14 protein-coding genes and 2 pseudogenes are annotated in these 19042 nt (G+C 62.7%); 9 read left to right on the plus strand and 7 right to left on the minus strand.

Annotation, left to right across the window (positions count from 1 at the left end; all coding sequences use genetic code 11):
* Nucleotides 1-359 precede the first annotated feature (359 nt).
* The gene (locus O0J73_RS01545) at nucleotides 360-818 is read left to right on the plus strand and encodes a cyclin-dependent kinase inhibitor 3 family protein (protein WP_021201830.1); all 459 of its coding nucleotides are present in this window, start codon (nucleotides 360-362) and stop codon (nucleotides 816-818) included.
* Between the two features lie 314 nt (nucleotides 819-1132).
* On the opposite strand, the gene O0J73_RS01550 is transcribed toward O0J73_RS01545, so the two are convergent.
* Complete coding sequence (locus O0J73_RS01550; protein WP_005413401.1) at nucleotides 1133-1807, minus strand: helix-turn-helix transcriptional regulator; 675 nt, start codon at nucleotides 1805-1807, stop codon at nucleotides 1133-1135.
* A gap of 1206 nt (nucleotides 1808-3013) precedes the next feature.
* The gene (locus tag O0J73_RS01555; RefSeq protein WP_049401600.1) at nucleotides 3014-3274 is read right to left on the minus strand and encodes a hypothetical protein; all 261 of its coding nucleotides are present in this window, start codon (nucleotides 3272-3274) and stop codon (nucleotides 3014-3016) included.
* A 61-nt stretch (nucleotides 3275-3335) separates the two neighbouring features.
* Here O0J73_RS01555 and O0J73_RS01560 point away from each other — a divergent pair, with 61 nt between their 5' ends.
* On the plus strand, nucleotides 3336-3950 hold the full coding sequence (locus O0J73_RS01560) for a hypothetical protein (RefSeq protein ID WP_033835133.1): 615 nt from the start codon (nucleotides 3336-3338) through the stop codon (nucleotides 3948-3950).
* Nucleotides 3951-4846: 896 nt separating this feature from the next.
* On the opposite strand, the gene O0J73_RS01565 is transcribed toward O0J73_RS01560, so the two are convergent.
* Nucleotides 4847-5296 carry a hypothetical protein gene (locus O0J73_RS01565; RefSeq protein ID WP_141653545.1) on the minus strand — a complete coding sequence of 150 codons (450 nt, stop codon included), beginning with the start codon at nucleotides 5294-5296 and terminating at the stop codon, nucleotides 4847-4849.
* Between the two features lie 538 nt (nucleotides 5297-5834).
* On the opposite strand from O0J73_RS01565, the gene O0J73_RS01570 reads away from it, so the two are divergent.
* Nucleotides 5835-6611 (plus strand): hypothetical protein, encoded by a 777-nt coding sequence (locus tag O0J73_RS01570; protein WP_308307856.1) that lies wholly within the window; start codon nucleotides 5835-5837, stop codon nucleotides 6609-6611.
* A gap of 607 nt (nucleotides 6612-7218) precedes the next feature.
* Here the strand turns inward: O0J73_RS01570 and O0J73_RS22430 are convergent.
* Both O0J73_RS22430 and O0J73_RS01575 read right to left on the minus strand, forming a co-directional pair.
* Nucleotides 7219-7371: pseudogene (locus tag O0J73_RS22430) on the minus strand (hypothetical protein); the annotation flags it as partial.
* Nucleotides 7372-7802: 431 nt separating this feature from the next.
* The gene (locus O0J73_RS01575) at nucleotides 7803-8264 is read right to left on the minus strand and encodes a DUF6265 family protein (protein ID WP_197562824.1); all 462 of its coding nucleotides are present in this window, start codon (nucleotides 8262-8264) and stop codon (nucleotides 7803-7805) included.
* An 89-nt stretch (nucleotides 8265-8353) separates the two neighbouring features.
* On the opposite strand from O0J73_RS01575, the gene O0J73_RS01580 reads away from it, so the two are divergent.
* On the plus strand, nucleotides 8354-9202 hold the full coding sequence (locus tag O0J73_RS01580; RefSeq protein WP_006445282.1) for an AraC family transcriptional regulator: 849 nt from the start codon (nucleotides 8354-8356) through the stop codon (nucleotides 9200-9202).
* A gap of 876 nt (nucleotides 9203-10078) precedes the next feature.
* Here the strand turns inward: O0J73_RS01580 and O0J73_RS01585 are convergent.
* The gene (locus tag O0J73_RS01585) at nucleotides 10079-10558 is read right to left on the minus strand and encodes a GNAT family N-acetyltransferase (RefSeq protein WP_006445280.1); all 480 of its coding nucleotides are present in this window, start codon (nucleotides 10556-10558) and stop codon (nucleotides 10079-10081) included.
* 133 nt (nucleotides 10559-10691) lie between these two features.
* On the opposite strand from O0J73_RS01585, the gene O0J73_RS01590 reads away from it, so the two are divergent.
* Together O0J73_RS01590 and O0J73_RS01595 are read left to right on the plus strand one after the other, a co-directional pair.
* On the plus strand, nucleotides 10692-12887 hold the full coding sequence (locus O0J73_RS01590) for a hypothetical protein (protein WP_308307857.1): 2196 nt from the start codon (nucleotides 10692-10694) through the stop codon (nucleotides 12885-12887).
* Nucleotides 12888-12959: 72 nt separating this feature from the next.
* Nucleotides 12960-13445, plus strand: coding sequence for a TspO/MBR family protein (locus tag O0J73_RS01595; protein WP_308307858.1), 486 nt, complete (start codon nucleotides 12960-12962; stop codon nucleotides 13443-13445).
* Nucleotides 13446-13462: 17 nt separating this feature from the next.
* On the opposite strand, the gene O0J73_RS01600 is transcribed toward O0J73_RS01595, so the two are convergent.
* The gene (locus O0J73_RS01600; protein WP_049458084.1) at nucleotides 13463-13756 is read right to left on the minus strand and encodes a hypothetical protein; all 294 of its coding nucleotides are present in this window, start codon (nucleotides 13754-13756) and stop codon (nucleotides 13463-13465) included.
* Between the two features lie 267 nt (nucleotides 13757-14023).
* Between O0J73_RS01600 and O0J73_RS01605 the strand changes: the two are divergent.
* The 3 genes and pseudogenes from O0J73_RS01605 (at nucleotide 14024) to O0J73_RS01615 (ending at nucleotide 19041) form a co-directional block, all read left to right on the plus strand.
* A pseudogene (locus O0J73_RS01605) lies at nucleotides 14024-16185 on the plus strand (ATP-binding protein).
* Nucleotides 16182-16649, plus strand: a complete 468-nt coding sequence (locus O0J73_RS01610; RefSeq protein ID WP_006445275.1) for a response regulator — start codon at nucleotides 16182-16184, stop codon at nucleotides 16647-16649. The pseudogene O0J73_RS01605 and the gene O0J73_RS01610 overlap by 4 nt, the downstream one beginning before the upstream one ends.
* Nucleotides 16642-19041, plus strand: a complete 2400-nt coding sequence (locus tag O0J73_RS01615; RefSeq protein ID WP_308307859.1) for a response regulator — start codon at nucleotides 16642-16644, stop codon at nucleotides 19039-19041. The genes O0J73_RS01610 and O0J73_RS01615 overlap by 8 nt, the downstream gene beginning before the upstream one ends.
* Nucleotide 19042 lies beyond the last annotated feature (1 nt).

Below are 19042 nucleotides of genomic sequence, written 5' to 3' on the forward strand. Positions count from 1 at the left end.
GTTCTGGCCAGGGCGCGATGAGGGTCGGTTGGCTAACGACATAGGCCACACAGCCCTCAAATCGCGATACCAGTTGTCAGGATATCAACCTGCCCACAGACTGTCTATCTGACTTTCCGATATTGACCCTTAGGTGTTCTCTCCAGTTCAACGATATCTGAACATCCGATATCCTAGCCGTGCAGCGAATGAGCGGGGAGCGCCCCGGCGCACGACGCAGAACGTTACCGCATGTTGGGAGAGCCGAAATGATGCGCACCAGCGCTAGCCACCCGTTACTGATTGCAGAGTTGCCTGTTGGAGCCCATGGAGGCGGCATAGGGGTGACATTTGCGCCAGGCAAGTACCAGGAAGTCGCCATGACTGGAGCATGGGCGAGAGACCTAGATGTGGACGTCTCGGCTATTCAGGACTGGGGTGCCACTCACCTAGTCACCTTGCTTGAGCCTTGGGAGCTCAAGGACCTTCGAATCGAGAGCTTACCGGCGATAGTGGCGGGGAAGGGCATCTCTTGGCATGGACTGCCAATCACTGATGGAGCCGCACCAGACGACAGACTCCTCAAAGATTGGCTACAGCTAAGTGCTGAGCTCGTCGCTGACATGCTGAGCGGTCAAAGGATCGTGGTCCACTGCAAGGGGGGGTTGGGACGCGCGGGAACGGTCGCTGCCATGCTTTTGCTGCAGTCTGGCGAGGCCAAGCGGGCATCGGATGCCATCCACATGGTGCGGCATGCCAGGCCAGGCGCAATCGAAACGATTGCTCAAGAGGAGTTCCTAGAGTACTGGGCGCAGAGCCTTCACCCGGGCGGAGCTTGACCACTCAGGTGCGCAGTCAGGAACTCAAGGACGAGTTGCCTGTGGATCCAGAACTCGAGGGCTTCTTAGGTCTGGATCCAGAAATCGACGGCGTCTCCATAGTGGATCTTCGCGAGGGTTCAGGGCACATCAAAAATTCGCTGCCTCGAAAGCTAAGAACCTTGCTGTCGCACGAATCAGGGTCTTGTGCTGGGGCCGGACCAGCGCTATCGCTGACTAAGGCAGGGCAACCTCCAGGGACTGTACTGCGACGGCGCGATCAATAGACATCTGTCAGATGTATCGCCACCACTATCGATCTAATGAATGCTGACTCAGCCGATGCGTGCTGCCTTAGGAGTTACGATCTGACTGCACTCGTGGCCGAGGCGAAACGCCACGACGTACAGGACCGTGGCATCCATCGGCATACCTGAGCCCATCCGAATGACGACCTTACGCTGACCGTGCGACAGTGATACTCCCAGTTCCCGCAGGACCTCAATGCGCTGCTGCAGCCCGTCGTAGATGTCTAGCTTGTCGACTTCTGAATACAGGTCTTGGCAGTCGCGATACTCACGGTAGTAGTCGACCAGTGCAGCAAACTCGCTCGCCGCCTCGCGCGACAGCTCGAAAGCCGGTTCGGACAGATCCATGTCGCACGAAACGATCAGGCTGGCCAGCTCGCGCCCAGCAGCAAGCGGGGACACCGCCAGGGTGATGTAGTCGCGCTCAAACTGCGCTTGCGCCGCCTGCAGTTCCTCGTCTGTCGGCAGCGAGAAAGGCTTGTTGAGTGCATCGATGTCATTGAAATCGAAGGCGCGCGCCAGTGCGCGACGGGTGTCGAAACTGGCCGAGTCACCCTGCTCAACCCGCTGAACTGTTCGCACGTTCAGGCCCGAGATCTCGGCCAATTGTTCTTGCGACCAATGACGCAACTGGCGGAACTGGCGAATGCAGGCGCCAACCTCAGCAGCGGTAAGCAGGCGAGGCGGGGTCTTGGTGGTCATAGAAGATAACTCCGGAGGGGTAGGGAGCCCAGATTAGGAGGGTGCCGAACTTGGAAACATGACAGTCGCCCGACAGGCCCCCGACACAGATCAACTGCCAGGACTTGCCCCAACGAGAAATCCGGGGCAACTGCTTATGCGCCCGTGATGTTCTCCCCGTGCCCCCAGAGGGGGGCGAGGCCCAACTGCCTAGTCACTCACCACAGACCCCACCCTAGACGCGCAGGCGATCCGGGACAGCTCTATGGCGAGGGCTGATGGGGGGTCAATGGCTCCAACTCTGGCAAAACACCCCCAAATTGATGATGCAGTGCATTCATCCATGCCAGAACTGGTTCGCCTGGCCACAGGTGCGCCAGATTCAGAAGGGTTAGCATGGCAAGCGCATTGCTGTTCATGGCCACCCCCGCCAGAAGCGCGCCCGGGTAGCCATTTAACTGCCTTGCCAAGGGGTGAATCCCGGCATGGAGATAGGAGTTCAAGCCGACATAAAGGCATTGTCTGGCTCTGCCCAACAACTGTGATGCTCCTCGGGGCCCAGAGGACTCAAGCTTTACGAGCATGTCCTGAACGCCAGGGAGCCTCTTTGCCGCTTGCTGACTCTCCAGAGTCAGGGGCGCAAGAAGCTTCTCGATGTCGGCGTCGGTAGCTGCATAACATGCCCAGGTTGCACGCACGAGGGGCTCATACTGGGACCGGACCAGCGAGATTGCTGACTGGGGCAGAGTAGCGATCAGGGACTGTACTGCCACGGCGTGATCAAGGGACATCTGGCAAAGTGCCGCCACCGCCGTCGATCTTCGGTCACGTCCATGCTCTATCTCCATCCAAGCGGCTCGAATTTCACCCAAGAGCTCTAAGGAGCCCTCCAGCACAGACGCCCGATCCTGGTCAGCCGATTGAGGCACAAGTCATCCTAGAATCGTGATCTGCAGGCAAGAGTAACGGCTCGTCCATCGGGCAAAGCCCTCAGTTGGCCGGCTGGGCTGCAGCATCTGTTAGCCGGTAATCTCTGCATTGCATCATCCGTGCATCAGCAATTTCTGCGTTGCGTCAGTCGCAAGTCAAGTTTTTCTGCAATGGACCGTCTTGCACTGAAATTTTATTCCTCAAAAGCTGAAATCTCTGCAATGGCACCCTAAGAATGTCTGCGATGAACAGCGTTCTGGTCCGCGCGCGATTGCTTCCTATATTGCAACCATACGCTCAGCCAGCCAACCGCCGGGATCCATGATCGCGCGAGCGGACGATCCCGGTCGCAAATGGCTGGCTGCCGTCACTCTCGTGGCTTTGAGCGATCAAGGGGAGCAGTCTGGCCCACGTGTCGAACAGAAGCCTTGGATCTTGGTGGATCAGAAGCGAAACCCGCAGCGCATCTTCCATCGCCTTGAGGTAGCCGCGGCGTATCTCAAGTGCGTTCTCGCAAGCATTGGGGCGACCAAGAATTTGTGTGATCGCGGAGGCCATAGCAGTCTGGACAGGAGGGGAGGGGAAGGCGATAGTCTGCAAACGTCTAGACGATCCCGCAATGAGCATCCTCAACGTTCTCCTCACTCGTGACCACCTCGTCGTCGCAGCGGATACCCTGGCAGAGGATGCTCTCACAGGGGCGTATTCCGCGGGGGCAAAGCTGCTGCTGATCCCTCAGCACAACGTAGTGCTTGCTGCGCGCGGGTCTACGCAATTCTTCCTCCGCATCTACGAGCTTGCACTGCAGGCCAGCTTCCGCGCAGATTTCACAATAGAACAGCTATCTGCCGAGCTAGGGCTGGTGGTGGACCAACTCTGGCCGAACTTTGAGAAAGCGGTTAGCGAAGCGGGATTGCCGATCGAGCAACTCGGGACCGAGTTGGTGCTTGGTGGATGGTCGTTGAAGAACGGCCGGATGATGGCCACGGCGTATGCGAAGAGTGACAGCCGGCGCCCTTGCGTTGTCCAGCCGATCGGGGGGCAGATGGCGTCGCCGGGCGAACCGCTCCAGGCCGCGACCCCTAGCATGGCCCAGGTGGATCTGCTGGCCCATGCGCGTCTCCAGGTCAGCTACCTCAATGGGCAATTGGGCCGGAAAGTAGCAGGAGGTCGACTGCTAGTTGGGTTTCTGCAGAAGGGGCAAGCCCTGCTCAAGGATCTAGGAGAGATCTAGGTCGCGGGAGTCAAATACGCTAGGGGCTGAAATCGAAGTTCAGGTCTGGCCCTAAGGCAGAAGGCCAAAGCAGACCAAGGTCGTCCGTGGATTTGGGATGTTTATCGAGGGCAGGGTGGATGTCCGCTTCTGGCCGGAAGCGGACATTGGGCGGCGACCGGCCCGGTGATGGCATCCGCCTTCGACCCAAAGCGGGCATCGTTCTCGACACACCTGAGTTGATCCGTACTCCAAAGCCTGTTTCCGCTACCCCTTGTAGTGCTCGACGTAGAGCCCCAAAGCTGCCAACGACGCATACACGGCGGACCCAGCGTTGGTCGCGTACAAGGCAAAGGGAACCGGAGGATCGCAGGGAACTGTTGCGATGAACCACGGAGCTGAGCTCGTCAAGCTCGTCCTAGGTGATGTGAGGAATCCTAGCTCCCTACGCATACCTAGCGCCTCGCGGACGTACGCCTTGTTCCAGCCGCCAGTCTTGCACGAGACCCCAAGAAGTAACTCCGTAAATGCGGGATAGCGACGGGTCTTAATCGGACGATATACACCGACGTCAATCTCGTGACGGTCAGCCGCTTTGACCACCGTCGTGCCTTTCCAGCTATGGCTTAGTGTGGTGACCTGCACTGAAATCCTAATCTCGAGCTTCTCAGTAGACGTAGATCCACTGATGTAATCGTGATCCGGATGGTTTGCTTTGCATGGAGATCCTCCAAACGTCAGGACGCCTGCCATCTTGGGGGTACACGTGAGCTTGTAGCCCGCACTATCGATGATTCGCAGAAGCCTAAGCAGCACCCGAAGTTCGTAAGCCTTTCCTTGCGCGTAGGGAGACCCGCTCGCCTTAGCACGCGAAATGGCTGCTTTCACAGCGTTGAGGATTGCTAACTTACTGATCGTCACAATCGCGGTCCTCGTGGCGCGTGTTCCTCGCGAGGGTCGTCCGGTGGCAAATATCGAGCGATATAGGCCTCAAGATCTGCCTGCTCGTGATCCGTCAAACGCTGGGGTGATACAGTTGGTAGATGTGACCGGATTGAGCGAACTCGGCGACCTTCTGGTGTCTCAACAGTGTAATGAACGTCCTCCAGTCCGGTGAGACCTTCGACCAGCTTCCCGATCTCACCCAAGGTTTGCGAGAGGGCGTCTTGGGTCGTCACAGGTCTAAAATCGAGAACCGCCGCAAGTGCGGCTGCAGCTTGTGCATTCGTGTCGTCCTCGTAATCAGACATCGCCTGAACAATCGCGGAGCGAAGCGATCTAACAATTTGTGGATCAAGCTCAGACGCAAGGGCTAGCGCCTTCCCTATCTCCCTAATCACCTCTTCACCACCTTGATCTTCTGCCATTCACAACTCCACAGCTGTAGACATTAACGGACCGCGCGGGATGAACCGCCCGGATTCTCTAAATTCAATTGCCGAAGGTTGCCGTTGGCAATGTTCCTTAAGAGTAAGGCACAGTGCGGTTTGGTTCCATAAGCGGATCGCGCTGGCTGTATCCCGAAGTGTGCGATGACGCCGAAGCTGGATAGTGTCGCTGAATTGGACCATCAGGCACTTAGGTCTGAGCCCTGATACAGATTGATGATATGACTCCAAGTCGCGTACGGGCTGCGAAGAGCACCGGCTACTTTGGTCCGCTTCTGACCGAAAGCGGACATTCGTTTAACCAAGGGTGAAGGAAACTTTTAGGGCCAGGATGGACTTCAACTCTCTCGTTCGCTCGCTTCTATCCGATGCGAAGATGCGCCGTAACAAGCCTCTGCGAGACTAGTGCGCGAGCCAGGTCGCTGACATTGCTCCATGGCCTATGACGTGCCCCGCACCCGCTGGTCAAATGGAACCGCCCTCGGCACCATGGGCACGACCATCTAAGGAGTTCTTCATGCTCTACCAAGATAAGTACGTCGCCTTCATCGACATGCTCGGGTTCTCCGCACTTGTCCAAGAGTCGGCAGCCGACATGAGCAAGCTTGATGAAATAGCAGAGGCCATCGACAGACTAAAGAACACAGCGTGCTGCAACCCAGCAACAGGACTTTTGTTCACTTACTTCAGCGACTGCATCGTCATATCAAGCAGCCGCTCTCCTGCTGGCCTTGCCGACATCCTGAGCTGCATCAGAATGTTGGCCGAGAACCTGCTAGTGGTTGATATATTGATACGTGGAGGGCTCACAGTTGGAAGCATTCATCATGATTCTCAGATGATCTTCGGACCGGCGATGCTGGACGCCTATCGCATGGAATGTAAGGAAGCACGCAATCCCATGGTGCTCGTGAGCGAAGAGGTGCGATCGGATGCTCGCGCTGCGGGGTTAAGCAACCTGTTGACGTGGGAAGACGAAGAGCCAGACCGCCACTATGTCCACTATCTGATCTCGTACAGCGCTTATGACTCTAATCCAAGGGCGGGCGTCGTGATTCTCGATAGCCAGGCCGCTCTCATCCGGCATTTCATCGCCAAGAGGCTGCTAGGCGCTCCGGGTAAGATCCTGGATAAAGCCGAGTGGATGGAACGATATTGGAACGAGAAGGTGGCGACAGGTGGAATTCTCGGACGTGTTGACAGGGTCGCAGACCTTGTTAGGCCCAATGCGCGACCATTTCGCAGCAGACTCGCCGTTCTAGCACCGCAACCGGGCGCCACTAGTGTGGACTAGCGAATCAGGCAAGCAGCTGCCGATTCCTTGCAAAGATTCAATTCAATTGGCCATACGGAAGCACGTGCAATCCCTGATGGCAGTCGGGACCACCATCTCCCCATTGCCAGCCGCGTCTGAACCAGCGCCCGGAACGCTTCAGCGGAAGGGGCTGGTCCCTTCCGCTGGTGCCTGCCCTGGTTGCACCGGCTATGCGCGGCCACCACGTTCCCGGACACGTCTCTGCCCCCGTCCTGTTGGGCCACCAGGTGCTCGGCGGTGCATTGAAAGGCTCGGGCCTTACTGGCCTTCAGCCCGAGCTCTGAGGGTGCAGTGAGCCACATCGGCAGGCCGCAATAGAAGCAACGGCCCGATTGGGCGTAGAAGGCAGAAGTGCGAAGGGATCTGCGGCGTTTGGCGGTCATGGATGGCTCCGGAATCGAAGGATTCCCGTGCCCCCATTGGGTGGACCTCGGGCACCCGGAGCCTATTGGCTATGCGGGCACAACACCGGCGCTTTATAGCGACTGGCTAAGGCGTTATAGCTCAGCGCTTGAGCCGCTACAAGGCCCAGATGCCGACCAGAACGGGAGGGAGTCACCGACGCCCAGTTAAGGTCAAAGCTTGGTCAGGGGGGCGAGCGACGCGCTTGAGCAGGTGGAGCGGGGCGTGGCGCGTCACCCAGGGAAGTCGCGGTGTTGTAGTCCTGCTCAACCCGCTGAACTGTTCGCACGTTCAGGCCCGAGATCTCGTCTAATTGTTCTTGCGACCAATGTCGCGACTGGCGGAACTGGGAAGTGCAGGCGACAAGCTCTGACCGATCAGGTGCGCAGTTGGGAACTCAAGGGCGAGCTGGATGTGGAGCCAGAAATCGAGGGCGTCTTAGGTGCGGATCCAGGAATCAAGGGCATCTTTGGGGGAGATCTGGAAATCGCGGGCGTCCTTGTGGGGAAATACGGGCGGACAGCTGTGGGATCTGGGGCGTTTCCGTTGTGGCAGTCAAGAGCTGGAGGGTGCGACACGCGATTCTGGCGAAGAAACTGACGAAAGTGGAGAGAAGCCATGACGCACGAACGCGGCCATAGCCCGATACAGTATTTCGCATAATGTATATTATGTTCAACGCCAGATCCGTGCCCAGTTGACTGGATCCCCCGGACAGCCTCCCCATAGCCAAGTCTTCCAGCCATCCGTCCCAGTCAGCGCTCCCAATCACTCCCCACAGCGCCGGTAGTCAAACGGAATCCGAAGGATCTTCCCATCATCCCCCGGCCCCGAGATGCTTGCCTTCAATGAAGCACCATCACGCCGGTACTCGATGCGATTCGGAAAATCATGCTGCGGATTCTCAAACACCACCCAGTTCTCGCCATGCTCGGCAATGACGAACGTGGTCGGCGCCACGCCATTGGGTTGCACATGCAGACCGGCCGTTTCGCCCGCCGGCACGAGCCGCATGTACTCGAATGACTCCATGCTGCCGCGGCTCAGCGTGCGGGACATCCCGAGTAACGCGCCGCCGGCTTCCGCCAGCCAGACCTCGTCCAGCCGCCGTTCGTCGGTGCCACCGCACCAATGCCCGGCCAACCAGTCGAACTCGGCCGGCGCCGCGTTGGCCGCGCCGCTCGCCAACGCCAGTCCTGCACCCAGCATCACCATCTTCGACCTCGACATGCCCTGAGCTCCTGGTTGGGTTCGCCGCAGGTTAACGGCAAGGCGCCCGGCCCGCTTGTAAAAACGCGCAGGATGGCGTCCGATGCCGCATGGACTACTTCGAGCACGCTGCCCCCGACGATCTGCGCCGGCATGTCCAATGCCTGTGGTGGCTGCGGGACGAGGCGCCCGGGAATGACGTGCAGGTCATCTACCCCGATGGCCGTTGCGAGCTGATTGCCGAGCTTGGGGTGCCGCTGCATCTACATGGGGCCGATGGTCGGATTCGCTCTGATCTGCCGTTCTGTTTTGCGGCTCAGCAATGTGGCCCGATCCGCCTGCAGGCCGTCGGCACGGTGTTCTGCGCCGGGGTGCGGCTGCAGCCGACAGCGAGCGCTCTGGTTGCTGGCCCTCGGTTGCCCGGGCTTCGCGACCAGGCGCCGGACCTTTACACACTGGATGCTGCCTTTGCCGAAGTGTTCAGCACGGCCGCCCGCGCCAGTGCGGCAAGCGGTTCGCCCGAGCCGCTCTGGCAGATCCTGCGCGAACGCTGCGCCAGCTTTGCCCTGGATGAGCGCGTTGAACAGGCGGTTGCGGCGCTGGATGCCATCGAGGGCGACCTGCGTATCGCCGAACTGGCCCGCCGGATTGGCGTCTCGTTGCGCACCCTGCAGACGCGCTTTCTGATCGCTGTGGGCATGACACCCAAAGAGTATGCCCGTGTCCGCCGACTGCAGGCGCTGTTGCGCACGTTGGATGGCGAAGCAGCCAGCATCGCCTCGGCCGCCGCGCGCCATGGTTACAGCGACCAGGCGCATGCCACGCATGACCTGCTGCGCTGGACCGGCGTCACACCCGGCAGACTGGTCCATGCACTGCGCGGCGATCGCTGCAGCCGCGATGCGTTGCAGCTGGCGGCGGCGTTTGTACGTGGAACCAGTGTCGGTCAAGCGCCATGAAACCCCTGCTCTACCAAGCCCTTGACATCGGACGACCCATTACGATCCGTTCGGGGCCCGATTGAAACCTGGCCGCGCTGTGACCTTCTGCAACTCGATGCAGCGCAGAGCGAGTGCGCTGCCACCATCGTCACCTGCCTTGCTCGAACCATCGTGGGACAGCAGCACGGCTTCACGCCTCACCCGATACGCCGAATCCGAAGATGCCCGCGTTGGTTCATCCACACCCCCTTGAAGCGGGGCTCCTGGCAAGGCGGATTCGGGAATCGATCCAAGAACCGCGAGCTGAGCGCACAAGCCCGCGTAGTAGGCATAGTACTCATCCTGCCCACGGGCATCCCCGGCAATTCGACCGAGTATATGAAAGGGCTCATGCGCCACTAGATCAACAAGATTTCCCTCTCGTCTTTCTTGGTTACCGAATGCCGCCACCGCCAACGCAAGGTGCGCCGATCGATATCCGAAACTCCACCTGCTCACGGAAATGGATTGCCCTTCAGGCACGATGATGACCGAATAGCGGGTACCGCGCTTGGGGAACCATCGCTCCGCTTCGGTGGCGGGGGCGTCTATGTTCCGGCAGGTTCTTTCAACATCTGGCTCGACGCCCGGGTAGATCTCAAGTTGGATGCTGTGTGTGACAGACTCGCATACCTTGATCTCAGGGGGGGGCGGACGCAAGATTCGATCCAGGTAGATAGCTCTCACTGCGCAGGTAGATCCAGCCTGCCAGAAGGGTCGAGCTGACCGATGTGTAGCCTGCGGATGAGACCTGCGGTGGCATGCTCTTTGGCTGCAGGGCACAGGCGCCCATGAAAGTGCAGAGTGCGAAGACGCAGGATGTTCGCAAGATCATGCTCGCTCTACTCCAGGCCGCTACAGAAACCGGTGCATCACAAACACGTCCACCAGCCCCAGCGTTCGATGCCGGAATGCCTCCGGTAGCGTTCCAACCACGGCAAACCCCAGCTTCCGGTACAACGCGACGGCCGGCGCATTGGTGCTGACCACGTAATTGAACTGCATGGCCAGGAAGCCTTCCGCCCTCGCCCGGTCCAGGCTGTGCTCCACCAGCGCCCGGCCAATGCCGCGCCCCTGCACTGTCGGGTCGACCACGTAGGTGGCGCTGGCCACGTGCGCCCCCCGATCGGGGAAATTGGCGCCCATCCTGTACATTCCGACTACGTGGTCTTGCAGAAGCGCCACATAGGCCGGCTGCAGCCCGAACCAGTGGCCCTGGAAGGTGCTGGCCTCGAAGGTGCCGGCGAACGGTAGCGCATCCTCGGTCGCAATGGCGGCCCTGAAGATGGCCCACATGGCGTCGAAGTCTCCCGCAGTGGCAGCCCGGATTTCCATGCGATTCCTCGCGGTTCGGCGTAGTGGCCAAGGCGGACACTAGCAGAAACAAACCACGCGGCCGCGGCTGCTTCACGTACCGCCGCCATCGGTTCCGCAATAGTTGACGAAATTCCGGCCTGCAGAGCAGTACATGCCCCCTACTTCCGCGCGCATCCCGCACCGTTTTCGCCGAGGGCGCATTGCGGGCTATGTCCTGCTGGGCATCTACGCGCTCTACCTGCTGGCGGGCAACATCTTCCTCAACACGCCGCTGTTCGACCAGGTCACCAACCGCAAGCCGCACAAGTTCGTGATGACCACCGGCCCGGCCATCACGCTGTTGCCCGGCCATGTGATTGCCTGGAACGTGCACATGCGCGGCCACGTGAACCACACCGTCTACGTGCTGCACGCCGAGCGCGCCAGCGCCCGGTTGGCGGTGTTTCCCCTGTTCAAGCGGGAAGTCCGGGTGCCCCGGCTGCAGGCCACCGGGGTCTCCGCCGAGATCAGCCGGGTCGAGGACGCCATTCCGCCACCGCCGCGCAGCGACCAGGGCTGGACCCTGCGCTTCGATGCCATCCACAGCGACAGCATCCGCAGCGCTCGGTTCGGCAAGTTGTTGATCATCGGCAAGGGCCAGGGCACGGTCGGGTTCCTCAAACAGCTACGCGGCGGCCCGTCCGAACTGTTCGATTCGAAGGTCTCGTTCAGTAAAGCAGACACCAGCTATGACGGTGTGCAGCTGCTGGGCGACATGAACCTGACCGCGCGCTTCAGCTATCCACGCCACTACCGCGACCAGGCGCCCGGGCTGGCCAAGCTGAAGATCCTGCATGCCCAGCTGGACGTGGATGCACGCAGCCAGGGCCTGCGCATGGACACCGATGCACAGCAGCCGCGCATTTCCAGCGCGCCGGTGCCCGGCCGCCTGCAGCTGGCCGCCCACCTGATCGACGGCCAGCTGCAGCCCGGCGATCGCGCGCTCTGGCAGGTTCCGCTCTATCTGGGCGATGGCGCGCCCGATCGTGGCCTGCTCGCCCTGCAGCTCGATGTGGCCAACGACCTGCGCCTGCAGGCGCGCCTGCCGCCTCGGCCGGGCTCGGGCAGCGAAGTCGATGCGGACATCCACATCACCGGGCGTGAGATCCCGTTCCAGGCTCCAGCGCAGCTGCTGGAGCGCAGTTCCGGCACCGTGCGCGGCGAATGGACCTTCACTTCGCTCAACTGGATCCCTGCGCTGTTCGTGCGCAAGCCGTGGCTGCAGCTGGATGGCGGCGGCACGCTGAAGGCCGACCTGCGCCTGCGCCATGGCGAGCTGATCGAAGGCAGCACCGTGGACATTCCCTCAGCGGCCGCCGTGGCCGAAGTTGCCGGCGTGCGCCTGGCCGGCACCGCCAGCGCGCATGGCGAATTGAAGGCCGGCACGCCCAATCAGGCACAGCTGGCGATCCGGCTGCCCCGTTTCAGTGCACGCCCCAGCGATGCCAAGGACGTGCGCCTGTTCGATGGTCGCGACCTGGCCGTGGACCTGACCGGCGACGGCCGCCTGCAGGAACTGCGCAAGGGTGTACGCGCCCGGCTGCGTTTCAGCGAAGCCACCATTCCGGATCTGGCCGCCTACAACCGCTATCTCGGCTCATCGCAGCTGCGCCTGCTGCGTGGCACTGGCAGCCTCAGTGGCGATGCCACGCTCGACACCGATGGCCGCGTTGGCCATGGCACGGCGCGCCTGCTGGGTCGCAACGCCAGCGCCAAGGTCGCAGGCCTGGACATGGGCGGCGATGTGGACGTGAACGCAACCCTGCGCCGCGGCGACTTCAACCAGCGCCACTTCGACCTGTCCGGCACCACCGTCGAACTGCGCAATGTGCAGGTGGCCGGCACCGAGTCCAGCAGCGCATGGAAAGGCCGTGCTGCGTTCAAGCAGGGCCGCATCGACGCGCAGTCCCCATTCCAGGTGGACGCCACCACCGACCTGACCCTGAGTGATGCACGCCCCCTGCTGGCGGTGTTCGCCTCGCGCACCGACTACCCGCGCTGGACCTTGTCGCTGCTGGATTCCGGCCAGGTCGATGCGCAGGCCAGGCTGCGCTGGCGGCCGGGCCACCTGATCATCGACGGTCTGCAGGCCGAGAATGATCGCCTCTCGGTGCGCGCACGCCTGGATCTGCTGGAGCAGCGCAAGCGTGGCGATCTGTATCTGCGCTGGGGGCTGCTGGGTGCTGGTATCGAGCTCGATGGCGACCAGCGCCAGTGGCACCTCGCCAAGGCGCGCGAATGGTTCGACCAGCGCCCTTCCCTGCTGCCTACAAGCCAGGGCGGGAGAGCCGCGGGCACTTCAGACTGATCGCCGCCGGCCTGCATCCATTTGCCGCCTCCGTTCGTATGAGGGGGCATAGGCATCATGGAGTTGTACGCAATGAAGCGGAGTTCACAGGCACTGGGTCTTCTGGGATGGTTCGCGGTTACCTTTGCGGCGGCCGCATTGGGCGCGTGGGCCTCCACGTCCGCTGCCAGCTTCTACGCCAGCCTCACCCTGCCGGCCTGGGCACCGCCTGCCGGCGTATTTGGGCCGGTCTGGACCTTGCTCTACGCAATGATGGCGGTTGCCGCCTGGCTGGTCTGGCGGGAGCGCGGCTGGCGCGGTGCGCGTCCGGCGCTGACACTCTATCTAGTGCAGCTCGCGGTCAACGCCTTGTGGAGCTGGCTGTTCTTCGGCTGGAAGCTGGGCGCACTCGCCTTCGCTGACATCCTTGTACTGATCGTGCTGGTTTGCGCGACGATCTTCGGCTTCCTGCGCATCCAGCGGGCCGCCGCAGTACTGTTGCTGCCGTACCTTGCCTGGATCTCGTTCGCCTCGGCGCTCAATTTCGCCGTGTGGCGCGCCAACCCCGGGGTATTGTGAAGCACCCATCAGAGCCCTCAAGCCTGTGCGGCCACCTGCGGCTGCCAGGCACGCAACAACGACGGCTTGAATGCCTGTTGGCCGCAGCCGGCAGGGCAACGCACCACCCGTGATGCGGAATGGCTCACCAGTCCCTGCCCTTCCTCGGCCTTGAACACCGTTTCGCACGACAGGCAGCGGGCGACCAGCGAGTACAGGTGCAGCAGGCGGCCACTGGCCGGGTCCTGCAGCGCATCCACGTCCAGCAGTTCGAACTGGCAGCTGTCGGGCAGCATGCGATACGGCATGGAAGGCAGGGTCTGCAGGTTCACGGTCGTGGTGGCTCAAGGAGGTTGGCCTACGGTAGGCAACCCGGTGTGCAGCGAGCGTGCAGCGCGCATGTACCTTCTGCGAAACGCGAAAGTGCCCGCCGCACGGCGAAAATGAAGAATTCAGTTTTCAATGAAAGGCTCTTCACGCTTACGAAGTGGTATGCGAATGCACGCTTTTGCTTCACCATCACCGGATACCGGATGCAGTGCTGGGTTGTCCCCGTCTGGGATGTTCCCGTCATCCATGAATCATGAGTGCCGCCTTTGATGCCTTCCGTTGAGTCCAAGCACGACGTTGCGCTGTCCCGTTGTGCACGCGAACCGATTCATACGCCGGGCGCAATCCAGCCGTACGGTGTGCTTCTGGTACTGGAACCGCAGTCACTGCGGGTGCGCGAGCGCGCCATCAGCCAGCCCCGGCTGCTGCAGCAGTTCGGCGAGCCGCTGATGCAGCACGTCAGCGAGGTACTGGGCGGCGTGCTGGCGCCGTTCGAGGCGTTGTTCCAGCAGGCCGCGGTTGGCAGCAGCGCCCACGTCGGCGCCGTGCACCTGGACGGCCACGGCCGGCATCAACTGCTGGTGCACCGCTCCGCCACCGACCTGCTGGTCGAGCTGGAGTCGCCCGTTCCTGGCCAGCCGGGCTCGCTGGAGGAACTCTACCCGGCCATCCGCGAGCTGATGACCGCCATCGAGTCGGCCACGACGGTGGAAGACCTGTGCCAGCTGGCCGCCGAACAGAGGATGGCAACGGCCTGTTGCCGTCCTACCTGGACCTGCGTTTCCCCGAGTCGGACATTCCGGCCCAGGCCCGCGAACTGTATCGCCGCAACCGGGTACGGCTGATCGCAGACAACAACTACACCCCTGCCCCGCTGATGCGCGCCGAGGACCATCGCGACGCACCGCCCACCGACCTCAGCCTGGCGGTGTTGCGCAGCGTTTCGCCGGTGCACATGCAGTACATGCGCAACATGGGCACCGGTGCATCGATGTCGGTGTCGCTGGTGCACGAAGGCCAGCTGTGGGGCCTGGTGTCGTGCCACACGGTGCATCCGCGCCGGCTGCCCTACCACGTGCGCACTGCGTGCGAGTTCATGGGCCAGATCCTGTCGCTGCAGATTGCCCTGAAGGAACGTGCGCGGGCCATTGAAGAACGCGTGGCGCGCCGCTCGGTGCTGGTCAAGCTGCTGGCCCGCATGGCGGGCGACGAGGACTTCATGGCCGCGCTGCGCCACGACGAAACCAGCCTGCTGTCGCTGACCGGCGCCGCTGGCGCGGCCATCGTGCACAAGGGCGACTGCATGCGCGCGGGCCTGTGCCCGCCCGCGACCGACGTGCTGGCCCTGGCCGATTGGCTGGCCGCACAGCAGGCCGGGCAGGAAACGTACTGCACCGACCATCTGGCCGGCGACTGGTCGCCTGGCGTGCGCCTGGCCGACGTGGCCAGCGGCGTGCTGGCGGTGTCCATCTCGCAACTGCATGACAGCTACCTGATGTGGTTCCGCCCCGAGGTGGTGCGCACCGTGCGCTGGGGCGGCGACCCACGCAAGACCGCCGCGCCGGACGTGGCGCTGTCCCCGCGCAGCTCTTTCGAGGCCTGGAAGGAAACCGTCCAGCAGCGCAGCCTGCCGTGGAATGACGCCGACCGCGATGCCGCGCACGAGATGCGCACCGCCATCGTCGACATCGTGCTGCGCAAGGCCGAGGAAATGGCCGAGCTGAACGAGCAGTTGATGCGCAGCAACAAGGAGCTGGAAGCCTTCTCGTACTCGGTCAGCCATGACCTGCGCGCGCCCTTCCGCCACATCGTCGGCTATTCGGAGCTGCTGGGCAGCTCGGCCGGTGAACGCCTCAACGATACCGAACGCCGCTTCCTCGACACCATCGTGGAATCGGCCAAGTCGGCCGGTACGCTGGTGGACGATCTACTGAGCTTCTCGCAGATGGGCCGTTCCACCCTTGGCCGGGTGCGGCTGGACATGGCCGCGCTTGCCGAGGACGTGCGCAGGAGCCTGGCATTGGACTACGCCGGCCGCGACGTGCAATGGACGCTGGCACCGCTGCCGGAAGTGCAGGCCGATCCGACGATGATGCGCCTGGTCTGGCAGAACCTGCTCTCCAACGCGGTCAAGTTCACCCGCGAGCGCGAGCATGCGGTGATCGAGGTCGGCCATGAGCGCAGCGAGGAGGAGGATCACTTCTTCGTGCGCGACAACGGTTGCGGCTTCGACATGCGCTATGTCGACAAGCTGTTCGGCGTGTTCCAGCGCCTGCATCACGTCGAGGAATTCGAAGGCACGGGCATCGGCCTGGCCAATGTACGCCGTATCGTCAGCCGCCACGGCGGCAGGACCTGGGCCGAGGGTGAGCCCGGCAAGGGCGCCACGATCCACTTCACCTTACCCCGTTCCACAGGAGATCACCCATGAGGGACCTGCGGCCGATCCTTCTCGTCGAGGACAGCCCCAAGGATGCCGAGCTGACACTGGCCGCGCTGTCGCGCTGCCAGCTGCTGAACGATGTCATCCATGTACGCGACGGCGCCGAAGCGCTGGACTACCTGCGCTGCGAAGGCAAGTTCGCCGGCGCCAACCACGGTGGCCCGGTGGTGGTGCTGCTGGACCTGAAGCTGCCCAAGGTGAACGGCCTGGAGGTGCTGGAGCAGGTGCGCGGCGACCGGGCGCTGAGCAGTACGCCGGTGGTGATGCTGACCTCCTCGCGCGAAGAGCAGGATCTGGTGCGCAGCTACGAACTGGGCGTGAATGCTTTCGTGGTCAAGCCGGTCGATTTCAAGGAATTCTTCGATGCCATCCAGGGGCTGGGCATGTTCTGGGGCATCACCAATCAGCCGCCGCCCCATCGCCCCAACGGATCGGGTCAGCACAATGCATGATGGATCGCGCCGCAGCGAGCGCCTGCGCATCCTCATGCTGGAGGACAGTGCGCTTGATGCGGAACTGATCACTGCACAGCTGCAACGCGCCGGCCTGGATTTCGAGGCCGAGCGGGTGTGGTCACGCAACGCCTTCATCGAGGCGATCGACCATCGCGCGTTCGATGTGATCCTGGCCGATCACGTGCTCCCGGGCTTCGACGGCGATGCTGCCCTCGCGCTCGCACGCGAGCGGATTCCGCACACCCCCTTCATCTTCGTATCAGGCACGCTTACCGAGGACCTGGCGGTGCAGGCACTGACCCGCGGCGCACGCGACTACGTGGTCAAGCAGCGGCTGCAGCGCTTGCCGGATGCCATCCGGCGTGCCCGGCAGGAAGCCCGCGAACGCACCCAGCTGGCCGATGCACAGGCCGCGCTGAATGACAGCCAGGCCCAGCTGCAGCAGGTAACCGATGCAGTGCCGGCGTTGATCGCCCAGCTCGACAAGGAGCACCGCTACCGCTTTGCCAACAAGGCGTTCCTGGACTGGCACGGTATCAGCCTGGCCGAGCTGCTGGGCCGTAGCGCGCGCGATGTCAGCGGCATTTCCGCGTTCGAGCATGCGCTACCCAGCCTGCAGCAGGTGCTGCGGGGCGAGCGCAGCAGCTTCCAGGTGGAGCTGGCGCACCGAAGTGGCGAGTCACGCTTCGTGCAGATGGACTGCGTGCCCGAACGCGGCCCCGACGGGGAAGTGGTGGGCTACATCTGTCTGGGCAGCGACGTTTCCGGATTGAAGCAGGCCGAACTGGCGCTGCGCGAGGACAACCAGCTGCTTGAACGGCAGGTGCAGGCGCGCACCACCGAGCTGCGGGCCAGCAAGCGACGCCTGCAGGCGATCTTCGAATCCAGCTTCCAGCACCAGGTGCTGCTGGATCTCGCAGGCCAGGTGGTGGATGCCAACATCGCCTCGCTGGCCGCGGTGCTGGCCGACAAGCCCGAGGTGATGGGCCAGCGTTTCGGGCAGTCACCCTGGTTCGCTGGCACCGATGGCGTCGGCGAGACCGTTGACCGGGCCGTTGCCGATGCCGCCAAGGGGCACAATTCGCTGCATGCGCTCGACCTGGAGTTGCCGACCGGCCGGCGCAGCTTCGATTTCTCGTTCCGCCCGCTGCTGGATGCCGAGGGCGCGGTCACTGCCGTGGTTTCGGAGGCGGTGGAAACCACCGCCCGGCTGCAGGCCGAACACGCGCTGCGGCAGTCACAGAAGATCGAGGCGGTGGGCCAGCTCACCGGCGGCATCGCCCACGATTTCAACAACATCCTCACCGTCATCTCCGGCAACGTCGAGCACGCCATGCTGCTCAGCGAGCGTGCCGGCGAGCCGGGGGCGATGGTCGGCCGTGCGCTGGACAATGCGCTCAAGGGCGTGGGCCGCGCCGCCAGCCTGACCCAGCGCCTGCTGGCGTTCGCCCGCCGCCAGCCCTTGCACAGCCAGGCCGCCAACCTCAACGAGCGCCTGCTGGACATGCATGACATGCTGCAGCGTGCACTGGGCGAACTGGTGCAGCTGGACATCCGCGTCGCAGAGGACATCTGGTGCATCGAGATCGACGTCAGCCAACTGGAGGCGTCCGTGCTCAATCTGGCCGTCAATGCCCGCGACGCCATGCCGCACGGCGGTCGGCTGATCATCGAAGTGGACAACAGCCATCTCGACCACGACTACACTGCTCTGTTCCCTGATGCAACGCCGGGCGAGTACGTGATGCTGCGGGTCCGCGACAACGGCCACGGCATGGATGCGGCCACGCTGGCGCGGGTGTTCGAGCCCTTCTTCACCACCAAGCAGGTGGGCCGGGGAACCGGCCTGGGCCTGTCGATGGTGCACGGCTTCGTCAAGCAGTCCGGCGGGCATGTGCTGATCGATTCGGTGGAAGGCGGCGGCACCAGCATCACCATGATGTTCCCGCGCTCGACGCTGGCCCTGCCCTGTGAGGGAACGGCGCCGCAGACCGGGCTGGCCGGCTATTCGCCGCGCGAAGAGACCATCCTGGTGGCCGAGGACAACGATGATGTCCGTGCCCATACCGTGGACGCGCTGCGCATGCTGGGCTACCGCGTGCTGGAAGCACACGACGGCCCTTCGGCCCTGCGCCTGCTGGAGCGCCCTGACACCACCGTCGATCTGCTGTTCTCCGACGTGGTGATGCCTGGCATGTCGGGCTGGGAACTGGTGCGCGAAGTGCGCGAACGCTGGCCGGACGTCGCGGTGCTGTTCACCTCGGGCTACCCGCGTGACCACGATGCGGTCGGCAGCCAGGGCCGTGCGGTCGCGCTGCTGCCCAAGCCGTTCACCCGCAGTGATCTGGCGCAGGCGGTACGCACCGCGCTGGAGGCCGCGCTGCACTGAG

The organism is Stenotrophomonas sp. Sm6012, assembly GCF_030985895.1.
GTDB classification, from domain to species: Bacteria; Pseudomonadota; Gammaproteobacteria; order Xanthomonadales; family Xanthomonadaceae; genus Stenotrophomonas; species Stenotrophomonas forensis.

What these genes read in the sequence shown, in the direction of transcription:
- O0J73_RS01595 (WP_308307858.1), top strand. Translation starts at nt 12,960, where the DNA reads ATGAAGCGGAGTTCACAGGCACTGGGTCTTCTGGGATGGTTCGCGGTT.
- O0J73_RS01565 (WP_141653545.1), bottom strand. Translation starts at nt 5,296, where the DNA reads ATGGCAGAAGATCAAGGTGGTGAAGAGGTGATTAGGGAGATAGGGAAG.
- O0J73_RS01570 (WP_308307856.1), top strand. Translation starts at nt 5,835, where the DNA reads ATGCTCTACCAAGATAAGTACGTCGCCTTCATCGACATGCTCGGGTTC.
- O0J73_RS01580 (WP_006445282.1), top strand. Translation starts at nt 8,354, where the DNA reads ATGGACTACTTCGAGCACGCTGCCCCCGACGATCTGCGCCGGCATGTC.
- O0J73_RS01590 (WP_308307857.1), top strand. Translation starts at nt 10,692, where the DNA reads ATGCCCCCTACTTCCGCGCGCATCCCGCACCGTTTTCGCCGAGGGCGC.
- O0J73_RS01550 (WP_005413401.1), bottom strand. Translation starts at nt 1,807, where the DNA reads ATGACCACCAAGACCCCGCCTCGCCTGCTTACCGCTGCTGAGGTTGGC.
- O0J73_RS01545 (WP_021201830.1), top strand. Translation starts at nt 360, where the DNA reads ATGACTGGAGCATGGGCGAGAGACCTAGATGTGGACGTCTCGGCTATT.
- O0J73_RS01555 (WP_049401600.1), bottom strand. Translation starts at nt 3,274, where the DNA reads ATGGCCTCCGCGATCACACAAATTCTTGGTCGCCCCAATGCTTGCGAG.
- O0J73_RS01610 (WP_006445275.1), top strand. Translation starts at nt 16,182, where the DNA reads ATGAGGGACCTGCGGCCGATCCTTCTCGTCGAGGACAGCCCCAAGGAT.
- O0J73_RS01560 (WP_033835133.1), top strand. Translation starts at nt 3,336, where the DNA reads ATGAGCATCCTCAACGTTCTCCTCACTCGTGACCACCTCGTCGTCGCA.
- O0J73_RS01585 (WP_006445280.1), bottom strand. Translation starts at nt 10,558, where the DNA reads ATGGAAATCCGGGCTGCCACTGCGGGAGACTTCGACGCCATGTGGGCC.
- O0J73_RS01575 (WP_197562824.1), bottom strand. Translation starts at nt 8,264, where the DNA reads ATGTCGAGGTCGAAGATGGTGATGCTGGGTGCAGGACTGGCGTTGGCG.
- O0J73_RS01615 (WP_308307859.1), top strand. Translation starts at nt 16,642, where the DNA reads ATGCATGATGGATCGCGCCGCAGCGAGCGCCTGCGCATCCTCATGCTG.